A 21070-nucleotide genomic window follows, 5' to 3' on the forward strand; every position below is an offset into this window, starting at 1 on the left:
TCGTCCTCTGACCCCCGTCATCCCCACGACCCCACCGGAGGACCAGTGACCGACCCCAAGGACGAGCACGGCGCCATCGCCGACCGCGTCGCCGCCACCCGTGCCCAGCTCTTCGACACCCTCGACGCGATCGAGGACAAGCTCAACGTCCCGAAGCAGCTCGGCATCGCGGCGTCGAAGGTCAAGCGTGGCGTGGACGAGAACCCGGTGCCGTACCTGGCCGGGCTCGCAGCGGGAGTGGCAGTGGTCGGGGGTATCGTCGTAGCGGCGCTCCGACGACGGTGAACCACAGGCGGCGAGCCACCGCGAGCCACTGTGGAACGCAGCCCCGGACGCCCGCTCGGCGACGGGGACGGGCGACCCACACCCCTGGCAACCGTGCCGCTGGCGATCGTGCTCGCGGCCACCGTGGAGGACGACCGATCCATGAGCACTGACGTGCCCACACCAGCAGGAACCGCCGCCGCGCACAGCGCCGCGGCACACACCGACGCAGCGCACGAGACGGATCCCGCTTCCGGAATCGACCCGAACCTGCTCACTGCCTACGCGCTCTGGGCGGTGTTCCGCCGTCCGGTCGGCGCGGTTGCCCGTGGCGGTGACGACTCGGTCGCCGAACTCGATGCGGTCGTCGCGGCCGGTGCCGAGCGCGGTGTCACCATCCGTGGCTTCTACGACGTCTCCGGCTTCCGCGCCGACGCCGACGTCATGATCTGGCTGCACGGCGACGACGCGCAGGCGATCCAGGCGGTGCTGCGGGACATCCGTCGCACGGCGCTGTTCCAGGACGCCGAACCGGTCTGGCACGCGATGGCCATGCACCGCGAAGCCGAGTTCAACAAGCGGCACACGCCGGCGTTCCTGCGCGGCAAGGACCCCGAGGCCTGGATCACGGTGTACCCGTTCGTCCGGTCCTACGAGTGGTACCTGCTGCCCGAGGACGAGCGGTCGAAGATGCTCCGCGACCACGGTGTCGCCGGTGCCAAGTACCGGCGCGTGCTCACCAACACCATCGCCTCCTTCGCCCTCGGCGACTACGAGTGGATCCTGCCGCTCGAGAGCCCCGACCTGGTCGACCTCGTCGACCTGATGCGCGACCTCCGCTACACCGAGGCCCGCATGCACGTCCGCGAAGAAGTGCCCTTCTACACGGGTCGTCGCGTGACGACCGCCGAACTCCCGGAGGTGCTGTCATGACCGACACCAGCATGATCACGAACGGACAGACCGTCCTCGCCGCCACCCCTGCGGCGGCGTCCGGCCCGGAGCACGTCGAGGAGCCGACCGCGTACGACGCGATCCTGCTCGCCGGCTTCGGCGGACCGGAGGGCCAGGACGACGTCATCCCGTTCCTCCGCAACGTCACCCGCGGCCGCGGGATCCCGGACGAGCGCCTCGAAGAGGTCGCGCACCACTACCGGCACTTCGGCGGCGTCAGCCCGATCAACGCGCAGAACCGTGCGCTCAAGGCCGCGCTCGAGACCGAGCTCGCGTCCCGCGGCATCGACATGCCCGTCCTCTGGGGCAACCGCAACTGGGAGCCCTACCTCGAAGAGGCGTTCACGGAGGCGGCCGACAAGGGCTACACGAAGCTCGTCGCGATCGCCACGAGCGCGTACTCGTCGTTCTCCAGCTGCCGTCAGTACCGCGAGGACTACGCCCGCGTGCTGAACGAGACCGGCCTGATCGACACCATCCAGATCGACAAGATCCGGCAGTTCTTCGACCACCCCGGCTTCGTCCGGCCGTTCATCGACGGTGTCCGCGACGGCATGGCCCGGGCGATCGCCGAGAACGACGGCCTCGACGTCGCGACCGAGCTGCAGGTGCTGTTCTCCACGCACTCGATCCCCTCGACCGACGCCGCCCGGTCCGGCCCCGACTTCCGCGGGTTCGACGAGCACGGCGCGTACGAGGCCCAGCACCTGGCCGTCGGCGAGGTCGTCCTCGACCAGGCGTGGGCAGAGCTCCTCGAGCAGCCCGAGCACGCCCACCTGCAGGGCACGTCGAAGCCCGCCTGGAAGCTCGTCTACCAGTCGCGCTCCGGCCCCCCGACGCAGCCGTGGCTCGAGCCGGACATCAACGACTACATGAACGAGGACCTCAAGGGCGGCCCGACCCGCGCCGTCCTCATCGTGCCGCTCGGCTTCGTGAGCGACCACATGGAGGTCATGTGGGACCTCGACGAGGAAGCCACCGAGACCGCTGGCGAGCTCGGCTACTGGTCGCTCCGCACGCAGACCCCCGGCATCGACCCCGCGTACGTCTCCGGACTCGTCGACCTCGTGCTCGAGCGGGTCAACGGCACCCCGAAGGCCGAGCGTCCGCACATGACCGACATCGGCCCCTGGTACGACGTGTGCCGCCCGGGCTGCTGCGAGAACGTGCGAGCGGGGTTCAAGCCCGCCGCCGCCGGCGTCGCTCCGTGACCGACGGCTCCACATCGAAGGACCCAGCAGTGCAGGACCCCGCAACACCGAAGACCCCGGGTGACAGGCCCGCGATCCGGCTCGGCACCCGTGCCAGCCGGCTCGCGGTCGCCCAGTCGCAGGACATCGCCGACCGGCTCGCCAAGGCGTCCGGTCGGCCGGTGGAACTCGTCACCGTGACCAGCGAGGGCGACACGAACCGTGCCTCCCTGGCGTCCCTCGGCGGCACCGGCGTCTTCGCGTCGGCTCTCCGTGAAGCGCTCCTGGCGCACGAGGTCGACGTCCTCGTGCACTCCCTCAAGGACCTGCCCACCGCGCCGTACCCGGGCCTGACCATCGGGGCCGTGCCGAAGCGTGCCGATGCCCGTGACGTCCTGGTCGCGCGGAACGGTGCGACGGTCGAGACCCTGCCCGAGGGTGCGACCGTCGGCACGGGGTCACCCCGCCGGGCCGCGCAGCTCCGTGCCGACCGACCGGACCTCGACGTCGTGGACATCCGCGGCAACATCGACACCCGGCTCGCGCGGGTCGAGGACGACCTCGACGCCATCGTGCTCGCCGCCGCCGGACTCGGGCGCATCGGTCGACTCGACGCCGCGACCGAGCTGCTCGACCTGGGCTTCTGGCCGAGCGCTCCCGGACAGGGCGCCCTGGCCGTGGAGATCCGTGCGGACGAGGACGACCGGAACCTGCTCGCCGCGCTGCGGAAGATCGAGCACGCCCCGACCCGGCTCACCGTCACGGCGGAGCGCGAGGTCCTGGCGAAGCTCGAGGCCGGCTGCTCCGCTCCGATCGGGGCGACGGCCGTCATCGACGCCGAGATGCTCCTGGTGTCCGCGACCGTGTACAGCCCGGACGGGTCCGAGTACCGCACGGCCTCGCACGCGGCGATGCTCGACGGCTCCGCGCAGGACCGGCTCGACGAAGCGCTGTCGGTCGCCGGCCGGGTCGCCGACGAACTCCTCGAGCACGGTGCCGCCGAACTCGCCGACCTGCCCGCGACGAGCGGCCCCGGCACGGACGAACCGGACACCGGGCACACCGCCGGCCCCGGGCTGGCGAGCCCGGCCGAGTAGGGCGGGCACCACGGACGACACCCGGAGCTCCTCCGACACCGCTGCCACGGACACCGCTGCCACCGACCGCGCTGTCGTGCTGGTGCCGCGTGGCGGTGGCTGGGGCACCCGGGTCGCCGAGTCCGCTCGGGCGCGGGGACTCGAGCCCGTGCTGGTGCCGCTCATCACGGACGAGCCGCCGGCCGACACCGGTCCGCTCGACGCGGCGATCGCGCAGCTCCGCGCGGCAGCCGCCGCCGGTACGGGCCCCTGGCTCGTGGTGACCAGTGCGACCACCGTGCGCGTGCTCGTGGGACGGATGGCGGGCCTCCCGTCCGGCGTCCGCGTCGCCGCCGTCGGCACGGCGACCGCACGCGCTTCACGCGCGGCCGGCTGGCCCGTCGACCTGGTTCCGGACGACGCCTCGGCAGCGGGACTCGTGGCCGCCCTGCCGGACACCGACTCTCTGGTCGTGCACCCACGCTCCGACCTCGCCGCCCCGACCCTGGTCGACGGCCTGCGGGAGCGGGACATCCTGGTGGTCGATGTGGTCGCGTACCGTACCGTGGGCACCGGCGACAGGCCGATCACCCTCGACCCGGCGCCGGACGTCGTCCTCGTGACGAGCGGCAGCGTCGCCCGCGAAGTCGCCCGCCGCCTCACCCCACTGGACCCGCGGACCCGGATCGCCTGCATCGGCCCGGGTACCGCCACCGAGACCCGCGATGCCGGACTGCCCGTGCACGTCGTCGCGGCCGAGCGGTCCGCCGAATCCCTGCTCGACGCCGTCGTCGAGACCCTCACCCCACACCCCGAACAGGAAGGTCACTCGTGACTGGACGCTTCCCCCAGGTCCGCCCCCGACGTCTCCGGACCACCCCCGCGATGCGTCGACTCGTCGCCGAGACCCGGCTCCACCCCGCCGAGCTCGTGCTGCCGATGTTCATCCGCGAAGGCGCCACCGACGCCATCGACATCACGAGCATGCCCGGGGTCCAGCAGCACTCCCTCGACTCGTTCCGCCGCGCGCTCAACGAGGCCGCGTCGGTCGGCGTCGGCGGCGTGAACCTGTTCGGGGTGCCCGAGCACAAGGACGCCGTCGGGTCCGGCGCGACCGACCCGGACGGCATCCTCAACGTCGCGATCCGGGTGGCGAAGGAAGAGGTCGGGGACGCGCTCGTCGTGCAGTCCGACCTGTGCCTCGACGAGTTCACCGACCACGGCCACTGCGGCGTGCTCGCGAGCGACGGTTCGGTCGACAACGACGCCACCCTCCTGCGGTACCGGGACATGGCCGTCGCGCAGGCCGAGGCCGGCGCCGAACTGGTGTGCATGAGCGGGATGATGGACGGTCAGATCGCCGCCGCCCGCGATGCCCTCGACGGCTCCGGCCACTCCGGAACGGCGCTCCTCGCCTACGCCGCGAAGTACGCCTCCGCCTTCTACGGGCCGTTCCGGGAGGCCGTGGCCTCGACCCTGCAGGGCGACCGCCGCACCTACCAGCTCGACTCCGGCAACGGACGTGAAGGGCTGCGCGAGGTCGAGCAGGACATCGAGGAGGGCGCCGACATCGTCATGGTGAAGCCCGCCATGAGCTACCTCGACGTCCTCGCCCGCACCGCTGACTCGTCGCCGGTGCCGGTCTGGGCGTACCAGATCTCCGGCGAGTACGCGATGATCACCGCAGCCGCCCAGAACGGCTGGATCGACCGGGACGCCGCGGCGATGGAGGCCCTCATCGGCATCAAGCGCGCCGGGGCCGACGCGATCCTCACCTACTTCGCGGTCGACATCGCCCGCAAGCTCAACGACGAAGCGGGCCTGCGCGCCTCCGGCAGCACCGCGGACGTCGCCGGCATCGCCACGACCGGGAAGGCACCCGAATGACCCCGACGACGACCAACGACCAGCTGTTCGGCCGCGCGAAGAACAGCATCCCGGGCGGCGTGAACTCCCCGGTCCGTGCCTACGGCTCCGTCGGCGGCACCCCGCGGTTCCTCGTGAACGCGAAGGGGGCGTACGTCACCGACGCCGAGGGTCGCGAGTACGTCGACCTCGTCGCGTCGTGGGGTCCCGCGATCCTCGGGCACGCCCACCCCGGCACGGTCGAGGCCGTGCAGCAGGCTGCGGCCCGCGGGCTGTCGTTCGGCGCCTCCACCCCGGGCGAGACCGAGCTGGCCGAGCTCGTGAAGCAGCGGGTGCAGGTCGACGGAGACGGTCCGATCGAGAAGCTCCGCATGGTGTCCACCGGCACCGAGGCGACGATGACCGCGATCCGCCTGGCCCGCGGGTACACCGGCCGCGACCTGCTCGTGAAGTTCGCCGGGCACTACCACGGCCACTCGGACTCGCTGCTGGCCGAGGCCGGCTCGGGTGTCGCGACGCTCGCCCTGCCCGGCAGCGCGGGCATCACCGCCGAGACCGCCGCGCAGACCCTGGTGCTGCCGTACAACGACCTCGACGCCGTCCGCCGCGCGTTCGAGGAGCACTCCGAGCGCATCTCCGCCGTGATCGTCGAGGCCGCCGCCGCGAACATGGGCGTCCTCGCTCCCGACCGCGGCTTCAACCGGGCGCTGTCGCAGATCACCAGCTCGAACGGTGCGCTGCTCATCGTCGACGAGGTCCTCACCGGCTTCCGCGTCGGACCCGCCGGCTGGTGGGGTCTCGAGGCGTCGAACACCGTCCCCGACGGCGCCGGCTGGAAGCCCGACCTGGTCACCTACGGCAAGGTCATCGGCGGCGGCATGCCCCTCGCCGCACTCGGTGGTCGCCGCGAGGTGATGGACTTCCTCGCCCCGCTCGGCCCGGTGTACCAGGCGGGCACGCTGTCCGGGAACCCGCTGGCGGTCGCCGCCGGCATCGCCACGCTCCGTGCTGCGACGGCGGACGTCTACGCGCACCTCGACCGCACCGCCGACGTGGTGTCGCGGGCGACGAGCGAGGCGCTGTCGGCCGAGGGCGTCGCACACACCGTGCAGCACGCCGGCAACCTGTTCTCGTTCGCGTTCACCGACACCCCGCCGCGGAACTACGACGATGTCCGCGCGCAGGACGTCTTCCGCTACGCGCCGTTCTTCCACAGCATGCTCGACTCCGGCATCACGCTGCCGCCGAGTGTGTTCGAGGCGTGGTTCCTGACCGCGGCGCACGACGAGCGTGCGGTGTCGCAGATCCTCGACGCCCTGCCCGCCGCCGCGAAGGCCGCTGCTGCCGCCTGAGTCCCCGGAACGGTCGGACGGGCGGGAGGCGCGGGGCGGCTAGTCCGCTCGGCGTGCGTGCCAGCGCCCACCGCTGCGCTCGACGGCCAGCGGGAAGTCGAACGCCGCCGACACCCGCGCCGAGGTGATGACCTCGTCCGCGCGCCCCTGTGCCACGACCGCGCCGTCCCGCAGCAGCATGGCGTGCGAGGTGGACGCTGGCAGGTCCTCGAGGTGGTGGGTGACCATCACGCTGCCGAGCTCCGGCTGCCGGACCCGCAGCGCGTCGACGGTCTCGAGCAGGTGTTCCCGCGCCGCGACGTCGAGCCCGGTCGCCGGTTCGTCGAGCAGCAGCAGCCGCGGTTCGGCCATCAGCGCCCGGGCGATCAGTGCCCGACCCCGTTCACCCTGCGACAGCACCGGCCAGCGGGCGTCCCGGCGGGCGGACAGTCCGACGTCGGCGACGTGCTGCTCGGCACGGGCGACCTGCTCGGCGCTCGGCTCCCACCGCACCATGAGGTCGGTCGTGCCGGTCAGCCCGGTGAGCACGGTCTCCAGGACGGTGAGCGGCGAGAGCATCCGGTGCCGCGGGTCGACGTGGCCGATGTGTTCGCGCAGCTCCCGGACGTCGACCCGCCCCAGGCGGTGCCCGAGCAGCTCGACGGTGCCCGCGGAGGGGTGTCCGGTCGCGCCCAGGACGGCGAGCAGCGTCGACTTGCCCGCGCCGTTCGGGCCGAGCAGTGCCCAGTGCTCGCCAGCCCGGACGGTCAGCTCGACGTCGTGCAGCAGGTCGCGGCCGCCGCGGGTGACGCGGAGTCCGGAGGTGCGGAGGAGAGCGTCGGTCATCCCGTCATCCTCGCGCACCCCGGTGGACCCGACGGCGGTCAGGCCTTCGCGGCCCGGGCGGTGGCGAGGTGCTCGGCCATCCCGCGACCGAGTCCGCGGACGAGTGCTCCGCCGGCCTCCCCGTCGCGACCCTTCGCGGCGGCGCGGAAGCCGTCGAGGGCCTGTTCGACGTCCCAGAAGACGAACTCGGGCTCGCCGATCCGGACGAACTTCGCCCGGTTCAGCAGCGATTCGCTCGTCTTGAGCAGCAGTTCGTTGCCGGACTTCTGCACCATGAACGCGATCGCGCGGTCGATGTCGTCGTTGAGGGCGCGGTCCTCGGCCTTCGCGTGGGCGCGCATGTCGTCGAGGATGGCGCCGAACGCCTTCACGTCGGCGTCCTCGAAGCGGGGGAAGGACCAGCGCGCGGCGAGTTCACCGAAGCCGAAGAGCATCTGGAAGGCGTCGTCGTAGGCTTCGCGGGTCGGGGAGGCGACGCGGGTGTACCGGTTCGCCTCCATCTCGACCAGGCCGTAGTCGACGAGCTTCGCGATCGCCTCGCGGATCGGGGTGCGACTCACACCCAGCCAGGCCACGAGCTCGTCGTCGTTGAGGCGTTCGCCGGCCTGCAGGGTCCCGTCCTGGATGGCCGCGAGCATCTTCTCGAGGACGACGTCCCGGAGGAGCTTGCGCGGCGAGTTCTCGACGGTCGACTTGGGTACCGGCATCCGGGTCTCCTTCAGAAGGTGTTCGGTATTCAAATCCTAACGTGACATTGCGCAAACGGTTGCAAATTCACGGGCGGGAGGCGCGGATCACCGCCGCACGTCGACCACCGTCCGCCCGTGCACCCGTCCGGCGACCACGGCAGCGCCGACCTCGATCGCCTCGGCCAGCCCGACGGTCCGCGTCACCGCCCGGAGCAGCGCCGGGTCGAGGTCCGTCCCCAGCCGTGCCCACGCCCGCTGCCGCAGGTCGAGTGGCGCCGCGACCGAGTCGATGCCGAGCAGGGACACCCCGCGCAGGATGAACGGCAGCACCGTCGTCGACAGTGTGGTGTCCTGCGCCAGCCCGCACGCCGTGACCGCCCCGCCGTACCGCGTCGCCGCGAGGACGTTCGCCAGGGTCGCACCGCCGACGCTGTCCACCGCACCCGCCCAGACCGCCCGCTGCATCGGCTTGCCGGGGTCGGCGAACTGCGCACGGTCGACGACGTCCGTCGCGCCGAGGGCCCGGAGCGAGTCGCCGTTCTCCGGCCGACCGGTCGACGCCGTCACCCGGTACCCACGAGCCGCGAGCAGGGCGATCGCCACCGTGCCGACCCCGCCGGAGGCCCCGGTCACCAGGACCGGTCCGTCCTCGGGCGCGACCACCCGCTCGAGCGCCAGGACGCTGAGCATCGCCGTGAAGCCCGCCGTGCCGATCGCCGCCGCCAGGTCGTCGTCGATGCCGTCCGGCAGCGCGACGAGCGAGTCCACCGGGACCACGCACTGCTCCGCCCAGCCGCCGTGTCGGGTCTCGCCCGAGCCCGCGCCGGTGAGGACCACGCGCTCACCGACGGCCACGTCCCGCACGTCCGACCCGACCGCGGCGACGGTGCCGACCACGTCGATGCCCGGCACGAGCGGATCGGTCCGCACCACGCCGGGGTCGCCGGCGACGGCCAGGCCGTCCTTGTAGTTGACGCTCGACCTCGTGACGGTGACCAGGGCCTCCCGGGCGCCGGGGGCGGGCAGGTCGACATCGGTGACGGCGGGGGCGGCGGAACGGGACACGAGGACGGCGCGGGTCATGCGCGCGACGCTACCCCGGGCCTCCCGGCCGGGTGCGGGCCTGGTGCGTGCCGGACGGTTCGCGCTCAGCGACACCGTTCGCGCCCGTTCGCCCGAGCAGTGTCGCTGAGCGCGAGACGCGCCCGCCCGCGGGCCGCCCGCGATCAGCCGAACATGATGGCGGCCTCGTCGTACCGGTCCTGCGGCACGGTCTTCAGCTCGCCGAGCGCGTCCGCGAACGAGACGTGCACGATCTCGGTCCCCTTCAGGGCGACCATCCGGCCCCAGCGCTCCTCGACGACCGCGTCGATCGCGGCCAGCCCGAGCCGGGTCGACAGCACCCGGTCGTACGCCGTCGGGGTGCCACCGCGCTGGATGTGGCCCAGCGTCGTCGCGCGGGTCTCGATGCCGGTCATCTCCTCGATGAGCGGGGCGAGGCGCTCGCCGATGCCACCCAGGCGCGGCCGGCCGAACGCGTCCAGGCCGCGCTCGGTGTGGGCGGTGTCCTCGTGGTCGGGGACGAAGCCCTCGGCGACCACGACCAGGGGTGCGCGTCCGCGGTCGTAGGCGGCCTGCACCCACTCGCCGATCTGCGCCAGCGACGTCTTCTGCTCGGGGATGAGGATCGCGTGCGCGCCCGCTGCCATGCCCGAGTGCAGGGCGATCCAGCCGACGTGGCGGCCCATCACCTCGGCGACCATGCAGCGGGAGTGGGACTCGCCGGTGGTGCGGAGGCGGTCCATCGCCTCGGTCGCGATCGCCACCGCGGTGTCGAACCCGAACGTGTAGTCGGTGGCGCCGAGGTCGTTGTCGACCGTCTTCGGCACGCCGACGATCTGCAGGCCGGCGTCCGTGAGGCGCTTCGCCGCGGCCAGGGTGCCCTCGCCGCCGATCGCGACGACGGCGTCGATGCCGTGCCGCTCCAGCGTCTTCGTGATGTTCTCGACGCCGCCGTTCGGACCCTCGAAGGGGTTCGTCCGGCTGGTGCCGAGGATCGTCCCGCCCTGCTTCGCGATGCCCTGGATGTCCTTGCGGCCGAGCGGCACGATGTCGCCCTCGACAACACCCCGCCAGCCGTCGCGGAAGCCGACGAACTCGTGGCCGTGGATGGCGATGCCCTTGAGCACGATGGCGCGGATGACCGCGTTGAGGCCGGGGCAGTCGCCGCCGGAGGTGAGGATGCCGATGCGCATGGTGACTCCCGTGGTCGGGTCCGGAGGGACGTGCCCATCATGTCTGACGGCGGTTCCGCTTACCATCCCTGCATGCCCTCCGTCCGTCCCGTCGCCGCCGCTCCGGCGGTCCGTCCCGGCGCGGACGACGGTGCGGGTCGCGTGGACACCGTGTACCGGCCGGGAGGCCCGGTGGACGTGGTCGCGACGCTGCGGCCCCTGTCGCGCGGCTCCGGTGACCCGGCCCACCGGGTGGTCGGCTCCGACGTGTGGCTCGCGCTCCGGACGCCTGATGGGCCTTCGTCGGTGCTCGTGCGCCCCGTCGGCGACACCGTCGCGATCAGTGCCTGGGGTGCCGGAGCGTCGTGGGCGGTCGCGCACGGACCGGACCTGGTCGGCCGCGGGGACGACTGGACCGAGCTCGACGTGTCCGCGCATGCCTTCCTCGCCCGGGCTCGACACCGTCAGCCGGGGTTACGGCTGCTGCGGACGAACACCGTCGTCGCGATGCTCGTGCCGGCGATCATGGAGCAGAAGGTGACCTCCCGCCAGGCCTGGCGGGCGTGGCGGTACCTCGTGCAGCGCTTCGGCACGCCCGCTCCCGGACCGGCTCCGGCGGGCATGGTCGTCCCGCCGGACGCCGACACCTGGGCGCGGATCCCGAGCTGGGAGTGGCACAAGGCCGGCATCGAACCCGGACGGTCGGCGACGGTGATGCGCGTCGTGCAGGTCGCGCCGGCGCTCGAGCGGACGCTGACCCTGGGCCGGGGCGGCGAACTCGTCGCGAGCCGGCTGCAGTCGATCCCGGGCGTCGGGCCGTGGACCGCTGCCGAGACGGCGCAACGGGCGCACGGTGATCCGGACTCACCGAGTGTCGGGGACTACCACGTGCCCGCCCTCGTCGGGTGGGCGCTCACCGGCGGACCGGTGGACGACGACGGGATGCTCGAGCTGCTCGAACCCTGGCGGGGGCACCGGGAGCGGGTCGTGCGGTTGATCGCGGGCTCGGGCTTCCGGAAGCCGACGTTCGGGCCGCGGATGACGATCCAGGACCACCGGGGCCACTGAACTCAGGGGTGGTGGGTGCCCTCGCCGGCCAGCACCGCGCGGTAGCCCTCGCGGAAGGTCGGGTAGCGGAACGCGAAGCCCGCCGAGCGGAGCAGCGCGTTCGACAGGCGCTTGTCACCACCCGCCTGCCGGTCCGATGCGGGGCCGTGCTCCGGTGTCGGCAGACCGAGTTCGTCGGCGAGGAACCGCAGCACGTCGTCGAGGCGGACCGGCTCGTCGTCCGTGCCGAGGTACGTCGGCGCCGGGTCGTCCAGCGTCGCGAGGTGCACGATCGCGGCGGCGGCGTCGTCACGGTGGATGCGGTTCGTGTGCGGGGACGCGGCATCAGCCGGAGCGAGCCGGGCGCTGCCGGAGCGCACCTGGTCGATCAGCCGTTCGCGGCCGGGGCCGTAGATGCCCGACAGCCTGAGCAGCACCGCGGCGGCGGCCCGTTCGCGGAGCAGTGCCTCGGCCTCGACCAGGACCCTCGCCGTCGGGGTACCGCCAGCGGCCGGGGTCGCCTCCGTGACCTCGCTGCCGTCGGACACGTCGTACACGGCGGTCGAGGACACGAGGACGACCCGCGGGCTCGCCCCCGATCGGTCGATGCCGTCGAGCACGTTCCGCAGGCCGTCGACGTAGGTCGCGCGGTACTCGTCCGGGTCGCGGCTGCCCGCGGCCAGGGCCACGACGACGACCGCGGTGTCGGGGTCGATCTCGGGGACGTCACTCCGGAGGTCGGTGCTCCGGCCCTCGATCGGCGCCGGCAGGAGTCCAGCGCGACGACGGAGGCCGACGACGCGGTACCCGAGGTCGGCGAAGCGGAGGGCGGCCTCGGTGCCGAGGTCGCCGCACCCGGCGATGACGACGGTCTGGTGTGCTGACATCTGTCGACCTTCCCACGGATGCGGTCACGGCATCACATCGCCGGAGTTGGGTCCGAGCGTCTGCCCGGTGTACAGGTCGCCCGCTGGTGAGGAAGCGAGCAGCAGGGCGGTCGGGGCGACCTCGTGCGGGACACCGAACCGCCCGATCGGGAGTTCGGCTGCCTTCTCCGCCCGCCACTGCGGCGTCATCCGGTCGGTCATCGGCGACACGACCGGACCGGGCGCGATCGCGTTGACGAGGACACCCCGCCCGCTCCACTCGATCGCCGCGCTCTTGGTCAGCGCGATGACGCCGGCCTTCGCGGCTGCGTAGTGCGCGATCTCGGACCCGCCCTTGATCGCCAGTTGCGAGGCCAGGTTGATGATGCGCCCACCGCCGTCGCGGAGCATCAGACGACCGACCGCGCGCATCATCAGGAACACGCCGGTGAGGTCGACGGCGACGATCCGGTTCCAGTCCGCGGTGGACAGCTCCTCGAGCGGCGCCTGGGAGAGGACACCGGCGGCGTTGACGAGGACGTCGATGCCGTCGAGTTCCGCGTCGACGGTCGCGACGACGGCCTCGACGTCCGTATCGTCCGTGACGTCCAGGACGACGGTCAGGACGTCCAGCCGCCGGGCGACCGCTTCGAGGGCATCGACGTCGCGGTCGGCGACGGCGACCCGTGCACCAGCGGTGACGAAGGCCTCGACGATCGCGAGCCCGATGCCGCTCGCACCGCCGGTGACGAGCGCGGTGGCTCCGTCGAGGTCGAACACGTCGCCGCGCATCAGTCGGCCATGAGGATGGTCATCCCGCCGTCCACGACGAGCTCCTGTCCGGTGACGTACCGCGCCTCACGGCTGAGCAGGAAGCGGATCACGGCCGCCGCCTCCGCCGCGGTCCCGACACGACCCCACGGGATGCGGGCGCCGGCTGCCTGGAGGCCCGCCGCTCCGAGCGAGTTCGTCGCGTCCGTCGACTGCGGTGTCTCGATCAGGCCGGGGATGACGGTGTTCACGCGGATCCCGCGCGGTGCCAGTTCGGCGGCGGCGCTCCGGGCGAGCCCGATCACCGCCGCCTTGCACGCGGCGTAGTGGCTGTGCGCGACCCAGCCGTAGATGCCGCCCGCGATCGAGGAGACCGCCACCATCGACCCGCCGGCGCCGAGGTGGCGCGCGCCGGCGCGGAGGGTGCGCATCACGCCGTTGAGGTCGACCTGCACCATGTCGTCCCAGGCGGCGTCGGTCATGGTGTCGAGCGGCTGCCGACGGAGCACGCCGGCGCCGGCGACGACGTGGTCGACACGACCCCATCGGTCGAGCGCCGCCTGGAACACGGCGTCGACGTCCTCGGTCCGTCGGACGTCGGCGGGGACGGTCAGCGCTCGACCCCCGGCCGCCTCGACGGCTGCGACGACGACCGAGGCGTCGTGCGGGTCACCGGCGAACACCGGGATGACGATGTCGGCCCCGTGCTCGGCGAGCTGGACGGCGAGTGCTGCGCCGATCCCGCTCGCGGCGCCGGTGATGACGGCGACCCGTCCTGCGAACTCGGAGTACACGGCCTCCGACGGCGGCGTGCTCAATGCTCGATCACCGCCACGCGCTTGGTCGCGAGCATGATCAGCCCGGAGAGGACCATGCCGCCGGCGCCCACGACGACGGCCGCCGGTCCGAGACCGACGTTCCCGGCGACGAGGGCGGTGAGCACGGCGGACCCGATGATCGATCCCGGCTGGCCCATGGCGGTGACGAACGCCGAACCGGTGGCGCGGCAGCTGGAGTCGAAGCACTCCGCCTGCAGGAACAGCAGGGAGGCGTACGGGCCCAGCAGGAAGAACAGCGTCAGCATGTACGTGACCAGGACGTACCCGAAGTCGTCCGGGCCGAGGACGAACAGGGTCCAGCACACCCCGGCGAGCAGCCAGCCGCCGACGATGGTGGTCTTGCGGCCGATGACGTCCCCGAGCCAACCGTGGAACAGGTACCCGGCGGCGCCGACGACGTTGGAGAGCACGATGATCAGCAGCGACATGCTCGTGTCGACGCCCTTCACGTCCTCGAGCATCGTGGTGCCCAGCACGCTCGTCGTGGTGATGCCGAAGTAGTTCACGATCCACGCGATCGAGAGCACGACGGTGTTGCGGGCGTAGCGCTTGCCGAAGATCGCCCGCAGTGACGGTCGCTCGTCCTCGACGACCCCGAAGCGGGCCGCGATCCGGCTCGCCTCGTCGGCGCGACCGGACTTCCGGAGCTGCCGCAGGTACGTGTTGAGACGGTGCTGCGGGGTCTCCTTGATGCCCTTGCGGAGGAACAGCACGAACAGCGCGGGGACGGTGGCGACGAGGAACGCGATCCGCCACGAGTCGGGTCCGAACAGCCCGTTGATCCCGGCGATGAACGCGGCGGCCAGCAGCGCACCGATCGGCCATCCGGTCTGCACCAGGCTGTAGAAGAAGCCGCGGCGCTTCCGGATGCCCTCGATCTCGGTGAGGGCGAAGACCTCGTTGAGGTAGGTGGAGTTGACCGACTGCTCCGCCATCCCGAACCCGCTCAGCGCGCGGAAGCCGACGAGCGAGGCGACCCCGGTCGAGGCCGCCGTCAGCAGGGACGACAGCGCCGCGCCTCCGATCGTGACCATCATGCCGCGACGGCGACCGAGCCGGTCGACGAACAGCCCGACCAGGATGACGACGACGAAGACCCCGACGCTGACGAGGGTGTTCGCGAGCAGCGCGGTCTGCTGGTTCCACCCGAAGTCCTCGGCGATCCGGGGCAGGAGCGTGCCGAACATGATGAAGTCGTAGACGGCGAGGGTCCAGGCGAAGAACGCCAGGGTGGCACCGCGTTTGGTCTCGGCGGCGCCGATGGCCGGGAACGTCCCGGTGTCGAGCTGGACGTCCTCCGGCTCGCGGATGGTCGTGGTGGACATGGTCTTCCTCTCGATGCTGCGGTGCTGGCGGATCGGGTGGGCCGTGCGTGGTGGTTCCGTCCGTGGATCAGGAACGGGGATCAGGAACGGGGATCAGGAACGGTGCTGCGGGAGGAGCCCCGGCCGCGCGCGCGGAACTCCGCGTGCACCCGGTCGTGTGGAGCATCGACGGCGAGCAGCACGGCGAGCAGCAGACGGGACTTGAGTCCGTCCAGGTACCCGGCGGGGACGAGTCCGGCGGCGAGCAGGTCGATCTCGCCGCCGGGGAAGCCGTAGGTCGCGGCGAGGGTGGGCCCGGCGCCGGTCCGCGACGCCATGACGACCGGGATCCGCCGGGCCAGCGTGCGGACGGCGTCGAGGGTGCGTTCCGCCACGTGCCCGCCGCCGAAGCCCTCGATGACCGCGCCGCGGTAGCCGAGGTCCCCGAGCGCCTCGAGGACGCGTCCGTCGTCGTCGAGGCTGACGCGGTGCAGGGCGACCGGCGGCAGCGGGGCGACGTGGTCGGTGACGGCGGGTGCCTGCTGTGCGGGTGCGTGGAAGACGGGCAGCCCCTCCGCGACCCAGCCGAGTGGCCCGGTCCCGGGGGAGGCGAACGCCCCGGTCGAGGACGTGTGCGCCTTCCGGACCGTGCTGGCGGCGTGGACCTCGTCGTCGAGCACGACGAGCACGCCGCGCCCCCGTGCGGCCGGTTCCGCGGCCACGCGCACCGCTGCCAGCAGGTTCGCCGGCCCGTCCGCGCCGAGAGCGGACGCGTGGCGCATGGCGCCGGTGACCACGAGCGGTTCCGGGCGGTCCCAGCCGAGGTCGAGCAGGTAGGCGGTCTCCTCGATGGTGTCGGTGCCCTGCGAGACGACGACACCCGATGCGCCGGCCTCGACCGCTCGCCGTGCGGCTCCGAGGGCGCTCTGCACGTCGTCGAAGCCCAGGGACGGCGAGGGGACCAGGGTGAGCTGGTGGGCGTCGACCCGGGCGGTCCGTGCGATCGCGGGCACGCCTGCGAGCAGCTCGTGGGCGTCGAGTCGCGGGACCGCACCGGGCCGGTGAGCGGGGCCTCCCGTGTCTCCGGTGCCTCCGCTCGTGATGCTCGCGATGGTCCCGCCGAGGGCCAGGTAGGTCACCGTCGGCAGCGTGGTGCCGATCACAGCGCCGGCTCCCACCGTCGGGCCACCGCCGACGCGAGGCTCCGGTACGTCCAGTCGGCGTCGTCGTCCGGACGGGAGGCACGCAGCCGCTCCGCCACGACGGTCCAGTCGGTGGTCCCCGGCCCGACCCGGTCGACCGCGTCCAGCACCCCGTCGACGCCCTGCGCGAGGACACCCTGACCGGTCGGTCCGACGACGAGCACCCGGACGGTCCCGGGCGCCTCGTGCACCCGGACGTGTTCCGGGGCGAACAGGCGAGCACCCCAGGCGACCAGCGCCAGTTGCGCCCGCTTGCGTGCTGCCGGCGAGTCCTCGACACCACGGGCGTACCCGTCGCGCGTCCCGCCGGCGCTGCCGCATGCGCCGCACATCAGTACTCGCGCGGACGCTCGGGACGGGCGAAGGGGAAGCGGACGCGGAAGTCGTCGGCGATCTCGTTCATGGTGACGAACCGGACGCCCTCGTGTCCGCCGATGTACTCGATGAGCCGTTCGATCATGAGCAGCACCTGCGGTCGTCCGGACACGTCGGGGTGGATCGTGATCGGGAACACGGCGTAGTCGAGCTCGCGGTACACCCAGTCGAACTGGTCCTTCCACATCTGCTCGACGTCGCGGGGGTTGACGAAGCCGTGGCTGTTCGGGCTCGACTTGATGAACATCATCGGCGGCAGGTCGTCGACGTACCAGTTCGCGGCGATCTCGACGAGGTCGATCTCGTGGCCGTGCACCAGCGGGGTCATCCAGGTGTGCGGGTCCTGGGCGTAGTCGATCGGCGTCCACGAGTCGCCGACGATCGAGTAGTACGGCACGAAGTCCTTGTGCTGCTGGCTGTGGTCGTAGCTGAACCCGAACTTCTCCAGCAGCGTCGGCGTGTACGCGCTCAACTCCCACCAGGGGGCGACGTAGCCGGTCGGCTGGGTGCCGGTGAGCCGGGTGATGAGTTCGACCGAGCGCTCCATGACGGCGTCTTCCTGCGCCTCCGTCATCGCGACGGGGTTCTCGTGGCTGTACCCGTGGGCGCCGATCTCGTGCCCGGCGTCGAACAGGGCCTGGCACTGCTCGGGGAAGGTCTCGAGCGAGTGGCCGGGGATGAACCACGTCGCCTTGATGTCGGCACGGTCGAACACGCGCTGCAGTCGAGGCACGCCGGTGCGGCCGGCGTAGATCCCGCGCTGGATGTCCGACGGCGAGTCGGCTCCGCCGTAGGAACCGAGCCAGCCCGCGACGGCGTCGATGTCGACGCCGAAGGACACGAAGATCTCTTTCACCATGGGGCACCCGTCTCTCGTCTGCTCTGCAAGATGTGCAATCGTTTGCAACTGGTGAGAGCGTGCCATCCGACTGTTTCCGTCAGCGTCGGCGGACGTAACGAACGTGTTTCGCCAGATCGGCAACCGGGACGGTACGTGCACGGTTGCAACCGTTCGCTGCGGCGCTGGCGCGACGATGTGTCACTTACACTGAGCGGATGGGCAGCACGGACGACCAGGTCGGGCACGAGCCGCCGGGTCGTCGCGGCGAGGTCAACCTCCAGGCGATCGCGGGGCGCGCCGGGGTGCACGTCTCGACCGCGTCGCGGGTGCTGCGACAGACCGAGCCGGCCCGGGGCTGGAGTGCTCCGGCCCAGCGCGTGATCGCAGCGGCAGCGGAGCTCGGCTACCGCCCCAACCGGCTCGCCTCGTCGTTGCGCACCCGGCGGTCGAACACCATCGGCGTCGTCATGCCGCGGCTCGCCGACACCGTCATCGCGTCGATCTGCCAGGCCGTCGAGTCGGCTGCCCGTGCCGCCGGCTACCAGCTGCTGCTCACGACGCCGCCGGACGAGATGGGCGCCCAGCTCGAAGCCGTCGACTTCCTGCTCTCCCGCCGGGTCGACGGTCTCATCGTCAGCTCCCTGCACCTGTCGTCGCAGATCCCGCGGCTGACCAACCTGTCGGTGCCGATCATCGCGACGAACCGGCACCCCGGCGACTGGCTGCCCGCCGTGGTCGCCGACGACGTCGAGGGCGGCCGCCTCGCCACCGAGCACCTGCTCGCCCTGGGACACCGGCGCATCGGCGTCGTGGCCGGTCCTCGTCACGCCAGCACCGCGGTGGAGCGGGTCGCCGGCTTCCGTCTGGCGCACGAGCAGCGGGACCTGCCGATCGACGAAGCGCTCGTCGTCCACACCGACTTCGAGGTCGAGGGCGGCGTGGTCGGGGCGCACACCCTGCTCTCGCTCGCCGACCCACCCACCGCCGTCTTCGCCGTCAACGACACCGCGGCCATCGGCGTGATGGGTGCTGCCCGCCAGCGCGGCCTGCGCGTCCCCGAGGACCTGTCGATCGTCGGGTACAACGACATCGCGGTGGTCGCGCAGCTCCCCACGCCGCTCACGACCGTGCACTCCCCGCGGGCGACGATGGGGGCCGTGGTCGTGGAACGGCTGCTCGCCGCGATCGGCGGCGGAGCGGTGGACGGCGCGGTGCTCCCGGTGTCGCTCGTGGTGCGGTCCTCGACGGCGGCCCCGGCGCACTGAGCACCGACGTCCAGGCATACCCACCCGCGTCCAGATGTCCGACCACACATGTGGCGGGCCTACCGTCAGGACTGGTTGTCGGTCCCGGTGAGCGGCGCAACAGGAAGTCGGCGCTCGTGGATCGTATGCAGGCCATCACATGGCGGAACGACGCGGGTGGGCACTGGACCGCCCGCCGCGACGGGGTCGTCGTCGGCACGATCGACCAGGGCCAGGGGTTCGAGTTGCACTCCACGGACGGCACGGTCCACGGATCGCACAACTCCCTCGGCAACGCGCAGGCACAGCTCGACGCCTGGGCCGCGTGGGGGACCGGGCCGCAACACCCCTAGGGCAGCTCCGGCGGTTCCGTCGGGGCGACGTGCACCGTGACGAACTCGGACGCCCGGAAGGCCGCCAACTGCTCGTCGGTCGCTCCGTCGTCGGTGACGAGCGACCACGGCCGCTCGATCCGCGTCCACCAGTGCGACGACGCGACGCCGAGCTTCGAGGCGTCGGCCAGCACGTAGAGCTCCCGCGCCCGCTCGACCATCACCCGTTTGAGTGAAGCCTGCTCGGGGGTCTCCTCGCAGAGCCCGTGCGACGCCGAGACCCCGTCGGCGCTGAGGAACGCCACGTCCGCCGAGACGTCCGCCATCACCCGCTCGGCGAAGGGCCCGACGAACCCGGAGCTGATGTGGCGCAGTCGCCCGCCGACGACGATGAGCTCGATGCCCGTGCTGTGCTCGAGCACGGTGGTGGTGGTCAGCCCGTTGGTGACGACGGTGACGCCCTCCCGGTAGACCAGGTTGCGGGCGAGGGCGCCGACCGTGGTGCCGGCGTCGAGGACGGCGACGGCCCCGGTGTCGATGAACGAGCTGGCGAGTCGTCCGATGGCGGCCTTCTGTCGGATCGCGATGGACTCGCGTTCCTGGAGGCTGCGCTCCGGCCCGCCGATCGTCCGCGCCCCGCCGTACGTGCGGACGATGTCCCCGTCCCGCGTCATGGCGTCGAGGTCGCGCCGGATCGTCGACGCGGAGACCGAGAACACCGCTGCGAGCTCGTCGACGTTGACGGGCTTCTCCTGCAGCAGGTGGCCGATCTCGCGTCGGCGGTCGCGGGCGTTCACGTCAGCCGGCGCGCTCCGGGGAGAGGTCCGCGGCCTGACGGAGCGCTTCGAGCAGCGGTTCGTGGTCCACGATGTCCTTCCCGGCGATGTCGAACGCCGTTCCGTGGTCGACCGAGGTCCGGACGAACGGCAGGCCCACGGTGACGTTCACACCGTTCTTCAGCCCGAGCACCTTGACCGGGATGTGGCCCTGGTCATGGTACTGGGCGACGACCAGGTCGTAGTCGCCGCGACTGGCGAGCATGAACAGCGTGTCGGCGGGCAGCGGTCCGATGACGTCGAGACCCTCGGCGCGGGCACGGTCGACCCCGGGCTGGATCTTCTGCGCCTCTTCGTCGTTGCCGAACAGGCCGTTCTCGCCGCCGTGCGGGTTGATCGCGGCGACGGCGATGCGCGGGCGCTCGTTGCCGGAGCGGACGAGCAGGTCGTTGCCGCGGGCGATGGTGCGGTACACGCGGTCGCCGTCGATCGCCGCGACGGCGTCGACGAGTCCCAGGTGGGTGGTGACGTGGATGACGCGCATGTTCGGCGCGGTCAGCATCATCGAGACCTCGTCGATGCCGGCGAGGGACGCGAGCATCTCGGTGTGGCCGGGGAACTGGTGGCCGCCCATGTGCAGCGCGGCCTTGTTGAGCGGTCCGGTGCAGATGGCGTCGATGCTGCCGGCCATTGCGAGTTCGACGGCCTTCTCGATGAAGAGGAAGGCGCCGTGCCCGGCCTCGGCCGAGAGCGCACCCCAGGCCAGGTCCTCGGGGATGCACGGGATGTCCAGGACGTCGATCGTCGACGGGTCTTCGGTCACCTCGGACGGGTCGTTGATGCGGTGCAGGGTCAGCGTGCTCGAGACGACGTCCATGGCGAGCTGCAGTCGGCGCAGGTCGCCGATGACGAACATGGTCGCCAGCGACCGGGTCGCCTGGTCGGCCATCGCCTTGGCGATGATCTCGGGTCCGACGCCGGCGGCGTCACCCATCGTGATCGCGATGATCGGTTTCATGGTGT

General features: G+C 72.1%; 23 protein-coding genes. 10 read left to right on the forward strand and 13 right to left on the reverse strand.

All coding sequences use genetic code 11. The features are described from left to right. Positions 1-45 precede the first annotated feature (45 nt). From SOM35_RS03055 to hemL, 7 genes are all read left to right on the forward strand, one after another. Entirely contained in the window at positions 46-285 is a 240-nt protein-coding gene (locus SOM35_RS03055; RefSeq protein ID WP_320514334.1) for a DUF3618 domain-containing protein, read from the forward strand. A gap of 141 nt (positions 286-426) precedes the next feature. Further along, positions 427-1197 (forward strand): hydrogen peroxide-dependent heme synthase, encoded by a 771-nt coding sequence (gene hemQ / locus SOM35_RS03060; protein WP_258376734.1) that lies wholly within the window; start codon positions 427-429, stop codon positions 1195-1197. After that, positions 1194-2429 carry a ferrochelatase gene (locus SOM35_RS03065; RefSeq protein WP_181439292.1) on the forward strand — a complete coding sequence of 412 codons (1236 nt, stop codon included), beginning with the start codon at positions 1194-1196 and terminating at the stop codon, positions 2427-2429. Before hemQ ends, SOM35_RS03065 begins: the two co-directional genes overlap by 4 nt. Before the next feature lie 29 nt (positions 2430-2458). After that, positions 2459-3505, forward strand: a complete 1047-nt coding sequence (gene hemC / locus SOM35_RS03070; RefSeq protein ID WP_320514335.1) for a hydroxymethylbilane synthase — start codon at positions 2459-2461, stop codon at positions 3503-3505. 76 nt (positions 3506-3581) lie between these two features. Further along, positions 3582-4319, forward strand: a complete 738-nt coding sequence (locus SOM35_RS03075) for a uroporphyrinogen-III synthase (RefSeq protein WP_320514336.1) — start codon at positions 3582-3584, stop codon at positions 4317-4319. Then, on the forward strand, positions 4316-5371 hold the full coding sequence (gene hemB, locus SOM35_RS03080; RefSeq protein WP_320514337.1) for a porphobilinogen synthase: 1056 nt from the start codon (positions 4316-4318) through the stop codon (positions 5369-5371). The genes SOM35_RS03075 and hemB overlap by 4 nt, the downstream gene beginning before the upstream one ends. Further along, on the forward strand, positions 5368-6702 hold the full coding sequence (gene hemL, locus SOM35_RS03085; RefSeq protein ID WP_320514338.1) for a glutamate-1-semialdehyde 2,1-aminomutase: 1335 nt from the start codon (positions 5368-5370) through the stop codon (positions 6700-6702). Before hemB ends, hemL begins: the two co-directional genes overlap by 4 nt. Before the next feature lie 39 nt (positions 6703-6741). On the opposite strand, the gene SOM35_RS03090 is transcribed toward hemL, so the two are convergent. The 4 genes from SOM35_RS03090 to SOM35_RS03105 form a co-directional block, all read right to left on the reverse strand. Continuing rightward, positions 6742-7527 (reverse strand): ABC transporter ATP-binding protein, encoded by a 786-nt coding sequence (locus tag SOM35_RS03090; RefSeq protein ID WP_320514339.1) that lies wholly within the window; start codon positions 7525-7527, stop codon positions 6742-6744. A gap of 38 nt (positions 7528-7565) precedes the next feature. Then, positions 7566-8234, reverse strand: a complete 669-nt coding sequence (locus tag SOM35_RS03095; protein WP_290158063.1) for a GntR family transcriptional regulator — start codon at positions 8232-8234, stop codon at positions 7566-7568. A gap of 87 nt (positions 8235-8321) precedes the next feature. After that, positions 8322-9299, reverse strand: coding sequence for an MDR family oxidoreductase (locus SOM35_RS03100; protein WP_320514340.1), 978 nt, complete (start codon positions 9297-9299; stop codon positions 8322-8324). A 143-nt stretch (positions 9300-9442) separates the two neighbouring features. Beyond that, the gene (locus tag SOM35_RS03105; RefSeq protein ID WP_111075393.1) at positions 9443-10471 is read right to left on the reverse strand and encodes a 6-phosphofructokinase; all 1029 of its coding nucleotides are present in this window, start codon (positions 10469-10471) and stop codon (positions 9443-9445) included. A 72-nt stretch (positions 10472-10543) separates the two neighbouring features. On the opposite strand from SOM35_RS03105, the gene SOM35_RS03110 reads away from it, so the two are divergent. Beyond that, the gene (locus tag SOM35_RS03110) at positions 10544-11518 is read left to right on the forward strand and encodes a DNA-3-methyladenine glycosylase family protein (RefSeq protein ID WP_320514341.1); all 975 of its coding nucleotides are present in this window, start codon (positions 10544-10546) and stop codon (positions 11516-11518) included. Between the two features lie 2 nt (positions 11519-11520). Here SOM35_RS03110 and SOM35_RS03115 read toward each other — a convergent pair whose 3' ends face one another. From SOM35_RS03115 to SOM35_RS03145, 7 genes are all read right to left on the reverse strand, one after another. Continuing rightward, the gene (locus SOM35_RS03115) at positions 11521-12384 is read right to left on the reverse strand and encodes an NAD-dependent epimerase/dehydratase family protein (protein ID WP_320514342.1); all 864 of its coding nucleotides are present in this window, start codon (positions 12382-12384) and stop codon (positions 11521-11523) included. A 24-nt stretch (positions 12385-12408) separates the two neighbouring features. Further along, positions 12409-13155, reverse strand: a complete 747-nt coding sequence (locus SOM35_RS03120; protein WP_320514343.1) for an SDR family NAD(P)-dependent oxidoreductase — start codon at positions 13153-13155, stop codon at positions 12409-12411. After that, positions 13155-13952, reverse strand: coding sequence for an SDR family NAD(P)-dependent oxidoreductase (locus SOM35_RS03125; protein WP_320514344.1), 798 nt, complete (start codon positions 13950-13952; stop codon positions 13155-13157). The genes SOM35_RS03120 and SOM35_RS03125 overlap by 1 nt, the downstream gene beginning before the upstream one ends. Continuing rightward, a complete protein-coding gene (locus SOM35_RS03130; protein WP_320514345.1) occupies positions 13949-15298 on the reverse strand; it encodes an MFS transporter in 1350 nt (449 codons plus the stop codon). Before SOM35_RS03130 ends, SOM35_RS03125 begins: the two co-directional genes overlap by 4 nt. 80 nt (positions 15299-15378) lie before the next feature. Next, positions 15379-16440, reverse strand: a complete 1062-nt coding sequence (locus tag SOM35_RS03135; RefSeq protein ID WP_320514346.1) for an asparaginase — start codon at positions 16438-16440, stop codon at positions 15379-15381. Continuing rightward, positions 16437-16811: a hypothetical protein gene (locus SOM35_RS03140; protein WP_320514347.1), complete on the reverse strand. Its 375-nt coding sequence runs from the start codon at positions 16809-16811 to the stop codon at positions 16437-16439. The genes SOM35_RS03135 and SOM35_RS03140 overlap by 4 nt, the downstream gene beginning before the upstream one ends. After that, positions 16811-17713, reverse strand: a complete 903-nt coding sequence (locus tag SOM35_RS03145; RefSeq protein WP_253466074.1) for a polysaccharide deacetylase family protein — start codon at positions 17711-17713, stop codon at positions 16811-16813. Before SOM35_RS03145 ends, SOM35_RS03140 begins: the two co-directional genes overlap by 1 nt. Positions 17714-17910: 197 nt before the next feature. On the opposite strand from SOM35_RS03145, the gene SOM35_RS03150 reads away from it, so the two are divergent. Continuing rightward, complete coding sequence (locus SOM35_RS03150) at positions 17911-18960, forward strand: LacI family DNA-binding transcriptional regulator (RefSeq protein WP_320514348.1); 1050 nt, start codon at positions 17911-17913, stop codon at positions 18958-18960. 125 nt (positions 18961-19085) lie between these two features. Further along, the gene (locus SOM35_RS03155; RefSeq protein WP_111075399.1) at positions 19086-19292 is read left to right on the forward strand and encodes a hypothetical protein; all 207 of its coding nucleotides are present in this window, start codon (positions 19086-19088) and stop codon (positions 19290-19292) included. On the opposite strand, the gene SOM35_RS03160 is transcribed toward SOM35_RS03155, so the two are convergent. Further along, positions 19289-20068: a DeoR/GlpR family DNA-binding transcription regulator gene (locus SOM35_RS03160; RefSeq protein WP_221849071.1), complete on the reverse strand. Its 780-nt coding sequence runs from the start codon at positions 20066-20068 to the stop codon at positions 19289-19291. The genes SOM35_RS03155 and SOM35_RS03160 overlap by 4 nt on opposite strands. Position 20069: 1 nt before the next feature. Next, positions 20070-21065, reverse strand: a complete 996-nt coding sequence (pdxA, locus tag SOM35_RS03165) for a 4-hydroxythreonine-4-phosphate dehydrogenase PdxA (protein ID WP_320514349.1) — start codon at positions 21063-21065, stop codon at positions 20070-20072. Positions 21066-21070: the final 5 nt, after the last annotated feature.

The sequence above is a fragment of the Curtobacterium sp. CFBP9011 genome, assembly GCF_034045095.1.
Taxonomy (GTDB): Bacteria; Actinomycetota; Actinomycetes; order Actinomycetales; family Microbacteriaceae; genus Curtobacterium.

Excerpts from the sequence above, each read along its gene's own strand:
- SOM35_RS03120 (WP_320514343.1), bottom strand. The coding sequence starts at position 13,155 with ATGCGCGGCGACGTGTTCGACCTCGACGGAGCCACCGCGCTCGTCACC.
- SOM35_RS03065 (WP_181439292.1), top strand. The coding sequence starts at position 1,194 with ATGACCGACACCAGCATGATCACGAACGGACAGACCGTCCTCGCCGCC.
- hemL (WP_320514338.1), top strand. The coding sequence starts at position 5,368 with ATGACCCCGACGACGACCAACGACCAGCTGTTCGGCCGCGCGAAGAAC.
- SOM35_RS03145 (WP_253466074.1), bottom strand. The coding sequence starts at position 17,713 with ATGGTGAAAGAGATCTTCGTGTCCTTCGGCGTCGACATCGACGCCGTC.
- SOM35_RS03150 (WP_320514348.1), top strand. The coding sequence starts at position 17,911 with ATGGGCAGCACGGACGACCAGGTCGGGCACGAGCCGCCGGGTCGTCGC.
- SOM35_RS03090 (WP_320514339.1), bottom strand. The coding sequence starts at position 7,527 with ATGACCGACGCTCTCCTCCGCACCTCCGGACTCCGCGTCACCCGCGGC.
- pdxA (WP_320514349.1), bottom strand. The coding sequence starts at position 21,065 with ATGAAACCGATCATCGCGATCACGATGGGTGACGCCGCCGGCGTCGGA.
- SOM35_RS03115 (WP_320514342.1), bottom strand. The coding sequence starts at position 12,384 with ATGTCAGCACACCAGACCGTCGTCATCGCCGGGTGCGGCGACCTCGGC.
- SOM35_RS03110 (WP_320514341.1), top strand. The coding sequence starts at position 10,544 with ATGCCCTCCGTCCGTCCCGTCGCCGCCGCTCCGGCGGTCCGTCCCGGC.
- SOM35_RS03155 (WP_111075399.1), top strand. The coding sequence starts at position 19,086 with ATGCAGGCCATCACATGGCGGAACGACGCGGGTGGGCACTGGACCGCC.
- SOM35_RS03095 (WP_290158063.1), bottom strand. The coding sequence starts at position 8,234 with ATGCCGGTACCCAAGTCGACCGTCGAGAACTCGCCGCGCAAGCTCCTC.
- SOM35_RS03130 (WP_320514345.1), bottom strand. The coding sequence starts at position 15,298 with ATGTCCACCACGACCATCCGCGAGCCGGAGGACGTCCAGCTCGACACC.
- SOM35_RS03105 (WP_111075393.1), bottom strand. The coding sequence starts at position 10,471 with ATGCGCATCGGCATCCTCACCTCCGGCGGCGACTGCCCCGGCCTCAAC.
- SOM35_RS03100 (WP_320514340.1), bottom strand. The coding sequence starts at position 9,299 with ATGACCCGCGCCGTCCTCGTGTCCCGTTCCGCCGCCCCCGCCGTCACC.
- hemQ (WP_258376734.1), top strand. The coding sequence starts at position 427 with ATGAGCACTGACGTGCCCACACCAGCAGGAACCGCCGCCGCGCACAGC.
- SOM35_RS03140 (WP_320514347.1), bottom strand. The coding sequence starts at position 16,811 with ATGTGCGGCGCATGCGGCAGCGCCGGCGGGACGCGCGACGGGTACGCC.